We start from the raw sequence: 5,412 nt of genomic DNA, 5'->3' as shown, positions 1-5,412 counted from the left end.
TCAAACGCCCACACTTATCGACTGTTGATTGTTAAAGATCGTTGTTCTGCACTACCTTGCTGCACCGTGCGAAGCGTTGTGTTCGTCAGCAGCAGAGAAGCGAGATTATGCGGTGTTTTGCGTTCATCGTCAAGCCCCTCTTTTCCTTCGCTGTCGCTGCTTTGAAAGCTGCGCCGGCGTCGGAGGAGCAAGACTATAGCAAACCACATGGCACCTCTGCAAGCCCCGCGCTCTTTTCTCTCAATAGCAAATGGCTATCGATATATTCAATTTAATTTGCTTCAGGCTATGAACGAGAATCGTTATCATTTGCTCCTACCCCAGTGATAACGCAGCAAAGAGAGAACGTCATGGTCGTCGCAGCCAAGAAAACCAGCCAGGTAGTCGCTCACCTCGCGATCGCTTTTGTCATCACCTACGCGGTGACCGGCTCAATGCTGATCGGCGGCCTAGCACTCCTCATCGAACCGGTCATCAACGTGCTGCTGCTCCCCATTCACGAAAAAGCCTGGTCGGCCATCCGCGCCAGGGCGCGCGACGAGCGCGAGCGCTACATGCGGATCGCTGCGGAAAAGGTCAGCCAGACCGCCCTCCACATGATCGTTGCCTTCGGTGTCATGGCCTTCGCCACCGGTTCGCTGGCATTCGGCGGTATGGCGGCCGTGCTGGAGCCGATCTGCAACGTGATCCTGTTGCCGATTCACGACCGCTTCTGGGAAAAGCTCGAGCTGCGCCTCAGCGGCACGGTCCGCATGGCTTGATTCCAGAAGAACGCGCGTCCCAAGGCGCATAGTTTCCAGTGTTACACTGTGCCTTGGTACTGGCGACCCCGTCAGTCATTCCCTCCCGAACGATAGGGCGCGATCATGAGCAAGTCGGTGTGGCCTACCTGCGGCGGCGAAGCGGCAGCCCTTGTTCGGACGAAGGACTGGAGCCGCACCGCGCTTGGCCCGCTCGACACCTGGCCGGACAGCCTGCGCATCCTCCTCGAGGCCGTCCTGCGCGCTCCCGTCAGCATGGTGCTCGTCTGGGGCGACGACCGCACCCTCATCTATAACGACGCCTATGCGCGCATCGCAGCCGACCGCCACCCGCAGGCCTTCGGCGGATCGGTGCGCGACGCCTGGCCCGAGGCCTGGGACTTCAACCGGGAAGTGTTCGACGCCTGCTTCGCCGGCGAAGAGCGCGTCTTCCGCGACGCGCATTTCGTCCTCGCCCGGCACGGCGTCCCACAGGACACCTGGTTCGACCTCTACTATTCCCCGGCTGCGGACGAGCATGGACGGATTTGCGGCGCCCTGTCGACGGTGATCGATACCACTGCGCGGGTCACCGCCGAACGCGAGCGCGACCGGCAGGAGCAGCATCTCAAGCAGGCCAACGCCGACCTCGACGCCCTGCGCATCAGGCTCGAGAACCTCAACCAGCGCCTGGCGGCGGACATGGACTTCCTGAACACCCTGTTCCGCCAGGCGCCGAGCTTCATGGCCGTGTTGGTCGGGCCGGACCACGTCTACGAACTCGCCAACGACTCCTATCTCAGGCTGGTGCAGCACCGCGATGTCATGGGCAAACCCGTGCGCGCCGCGCTGCCCGAGCTGGAAGGACAAGGCATCTTCGAACTGCTGGACCGCGTCTACCGCGACGGCGAGCCCTATCACGGCCGGAACGTCGACGTGTTGCTGGACAGCGGTGACGGCGCTGCGACCGAACGCCGCATCCTCGACTTCGTCTACCAGCCCCTGAAGCACGCGGATGGCCAGACCTACGCCATTTTCGTGGAAGGCATCGACGTCACCGGTCATGCGCTGACCGAGGAGCGGCTGCGGGTCGCCCAGGAAGCCGGAGAGATCGGCACCTTCGAGTGGTTCCCGAATACGGGCAAGATGGCGGTGTCGGACGCCTACCGCCGCATCTGGGGCTTCGCGCCCGACACCGAGATCACCGCCGAGCTGCTGGTCGAGCACGTCCATCCCGAAGACCGGCACCTGTCGGGCCCGCGGCGCCTGGTCAACGACGACAATCCGATCGGCTACAACGAATACCGCATCCACCGCGCCGACACGGGCGAGATGCGCTGGATCGCACGCCGCGGCCAGTCCATGCGCAGCACGGTGGCCGGCGAACGCCGCTACCTCGGCGTGGCCTTCGACATCACCGAACGCAAGCGGACCGAGGAAAACCTGCGGCAGGCCGAAGCCGCGCTGCGTGAACTGAACCAGTCCCTGGAACGCAAGGTCGAGCAGGAAGAGGCGGGACGCTTCAAGGCCGAGGACGCGCTGCGGCAAGCCCATAAAATGGAAGCGGTGGGCCAACTCGCGAGCGGTGTCGCGCACGACTTCAACAACGTCCTGCAGATCATCTCGAGCAACCTGCAGCTGATGGAACTCGACGGCATCGGCCCCCAAGCCGCCGGCCGGGTCGCCAGCGCCGTGGCCGCGGTCGAACGGGGCTCGAAACTGTCCTCGCAGCTGCTCGCCTTTGCGCGCCGCCAGCCGCTGCAGCCCGTCGTGACCCACCTCGGCGAACTGATAGGCGGCATGGAGTCGCTGCTGCTGCGCGCGATGGGCGACCGCATCGCGGTCGAAATCCGCCAGAACGCCGGCCTGTGGAACGTCCGGGTCGACCGCAACCAGCTCGAGAACGCCATCCTGAACATGGCGATCAATGCGCGCGACGCCATGGACGGCAGCGGCAGCCTCACCATCGGACTGGCGAACGCGCCGCATGACGCCACCCTGGGCGGCGACCACGTCTGCCTGTCGATCACCGACAGCGGCTGCGGCATGCCACCGGAAATCCTCGACAAGATCTTCGATCCCTTCTACACGACCAAGGCGCCGGGCAAGGGCACGGGCCTGGGCATGAGCATGGTGTACGGCTTCGTCAAGCAAAGCGGCGGCGAGATCAAGGTGCGCAGCAGGCCGGGCGAAGGCACGACGATTGCAATCTACCTGCCGCGCGCGGCGGGCCAGGTGCTGGCAGAGGAAGCGGCGGCCGACACCGCCATCCCGGGCGGCCATGAAACCATCCTGGTGGTCGACGACGACCCCGCCGTGATCGCCACCACCACCGAGATCCTCGCCGGGCTGGGCTACCGGGTGCTGCGGGCCGGGAACGGCCAGGAAGCGTTGGCCATCCTCGGCAGCGGCTTGCCGGTCGACCTGCTGTTTACCGATATCTCGATGCCGGGCGCGGTCGATTGCGCGAGCCTGGTGCGCCAGTGCCGTACCTTGTCGCCGCGCACCGACATCATGCTCGCATCCGGCCAGCTGCCGGATGCATCCTTCGACGAGGAGCTCGAGCTGCTGCCCAAGCCCTACAACCGGGAACAGCTGGCACGCGCGGTACGCGCGCAATTCGGCGGACCGGCGGATCCCGTCACTGCGAGGCCGGCGCATCCGGTGCAGGCGCTCGAACCGAATGCGGGCGGCCAGCGCATCCTGGTCGTGGAAGACGATCCCGACACGCGCGAACTGGCGTGCGAGCTGCTGGCGGCGCTCGGACACGCCGCCAGCGGCAGTGCCTCCGCCGAGCAGGCGCTGGCACTGCTGAAGGAACACGACATCGACATCCTGTTCACCGACCTGAATTTGCCGGGCCTGTCCGGCATCGAGCTTGCCAACCGGGCCATGGCTTCGCAGCCGGCGCTGAAAGTGATCCTCGCCTCGGGCGACGGCCATAGCACGCGCATTCCGCTGGCCAGCGGCATGGCGGTGCTCCCGAAACCCTACGACCTGCCGCAACTCGAAATGAGCATTGCGCACGTCGCCACGACCTTGCACTGATCCGTGTCCGCTACATGAACATGTACAACAATACGAGCCGTATCCTGCTGATCGACGACCACCGCATCAACGCGGAGCTGGTCGCCGGCATGCTGGACCAGGAGCCGGACCTGGTCCTGGAATACCTGCAGGAGCCGGGCGACGCGGTGCGTGCGGCGCGCTCCTTCGCACCAAGCGTGATCATGGTCGACCTGCACATGCCGGTGTTTAGCGGACTGGATGTGATCCGCACGCTGAAGGAAGCGCCCGACCTGGCGCAGATCCCGCTCATCATGCTGTCGTCAAACGACAGCCCGCAGGTCAAGGCGACCGGCTTCGCGGCCGGCGCGATGGACTACCTGGTCAAATGGCCGGACCGTATCGAACTCGCAGCACGCCTGCGGGCGCATGCGCGCGCCTACCATGCGACGCTGGAACGCGACCAGGCGATGCAGGCGCTGGCGGCGAGCCAGGCCGCGCTGCTCGACCGCACACGCGAGCTTGCCGACGCCCAGGCGTCGCTGCACGAAGCCCAGAAGATGGAAGCGATCGGACAGCTCACCAGCGGGATCGCCCATGACTTCAACAATGTCCTGCAGCTGATCACCGGCCACCTGCAACTGCTGCGCATGATGCACAAGCAGGACGAAAAGACGGTACGCAGGGTGGAAGCGGCGTCGGAAGGCGTACGGCGCGGCGCCCGCATCGCGGCGCAGCTGCTCGCTTTCGCCCGACGCCAGCCACTGCAGCCAATGACGATTCCCGTCGACGCGCATTTGCGCAGCATGCAAGCCGCGATCGCGGACGTGCTCGCGGGGCGGCGCCTGAGCATCGCGTCGCACGGCGATGCCGCGCTGGCGGCACTCGATCCGGTGCAGTTCGGGAAGAACGTGCTGCACCTGGTTCAGAATGCCGCCGACGCGATGGGCGAGGATGGACTTCTGTCGATCACTGTCGACCGCGCGCCGTTGCCAGGCGTGGAGGGTGAAGCGGACCATGTGCGCCTGCGCCTGCGCGACACCGGCGCCGGCATGAGCGAAGAGGTGCAGCGGCGCGCCTTCGAACCCTTCTTCTCGACCAAGCCGGGCGGGCGGCGTGCGGGCCTTGGCCTGAGCCTGGCCTTCGGTTTCGTCAAGCAGAGCGGCGGGCAGATCGAGCTGGCGAGCGAGAGCGGAAGCGGCACGACGGTCAGTCTGTACTTCCCGGCCGTATCGGCTGCGCCTGAAGTCTCACCTGATACGGGAGTGCGGGACAGGACGCGAACCGTGCTGGTTGTGGAAGACGAAGCAGCGGTGCGCGATGTCTGCGTCGAGGTGCTGCGCAAGCAGGGGCTGTATGTGCTCGAAGCGGCAGACGGAGAAACGGCGCTCGGCCTGATCCGCCAGGGGCTGCCGATCGACCTGGTGTTCACCGATATCGTGATGCCGGGCGCGGTGAAGGGCCAGGATCTGGCGCGTGCGGCGGCCGAGCACCTGCCGCAGGCGAAAGTCCTGTTCGCGTCGGGCTTCCCGGCGGGGATGAGCGACCAGACCGGCCAGGTGCAGCGCACCCAGCTGCTGCACAAGCCTTACCGACTCGACGAGATGACGCGCGTGGTGCAGGAACTGCTGGCCTGAAACGCAAAAAACCCCACCGGGTCACCGGT

Annotated in this window: 3 protein-coding genes; all 3 read left to right on the top strand. The window is 65.6% G+C overall.

What is annotated here, in order from left to right; genetic code table 11:
* Nucleotides 1-350 precede the first annotated feature (350 nt).
* The gene (locus tag NX780_RS24995) at nt 351-761 is read left to right on the top strand and encodes a DUF2061 domain-containing protein (protein WP_258830599.1); all 411 of its coding nucleotides are present in this window, start codon (nt 351-353) and stop codon (nt 759-761) included.
* Nucleotides 762-866: 105 nt separating this feature from the next.
* Complete coding sequence (locus tag NX780_RS24990) at nt 867-3,788, top strand: response regulator (RefSeq protein WP_258830598.1); 2,922 nt, start codon at nt 867-869, stop codon at nt 3,786-3,788.
* Nucleotides 3,789-3,802: 14 nt separating this feature from the next.
* Entirely contained in the window at nt 3,803-5,383 is a 1,581-nt protein-coding gene (locus NX780_RS24985) for a response regulator (protein ID WP_258830597.1), read from the top strand.
* The last annotated feature ends 29 nt before the right edge of the window (nt 5,384-5,412 follow it).

The organism is Massilia agri (assembly GCF_024753255.1).
GTDB lineage: Bacteria > Pseudomonadota > Gammaproteobacteria > Burkholderiales > Burkholderiaceae_D > Telluria > Telluria agri.
Note: the sequence above shows the minus strand (reverse complement) of the source record. Positions and strands in the feature narration are given on the sequence as shown.

Excerpts from the sequence above, each read along its gene's own strand:
- NX780_RS24995 (WP_258830599.1), top strand. The coding sequence starts at position 351 with ATGGTCGTCGCAGCCAAGAAAACCAGCCAGGTAGTCGCTCACCTCGCG.
- NX780_RS24990 (WP_258830598.1), top strand. The coding sequence starts at position 867 with ATGAGCAAGTCGGTGTGGCCTACCTGCGGCGGCGAAGCGGCAGCCCTT.
- NX780_RS24985 (WP_258830597.1), top strand. The coding sequence starts at position 3,803 with ATGAACATGTACAACAATACGAGCCGTATCCTGCTGATCGACGACCAC.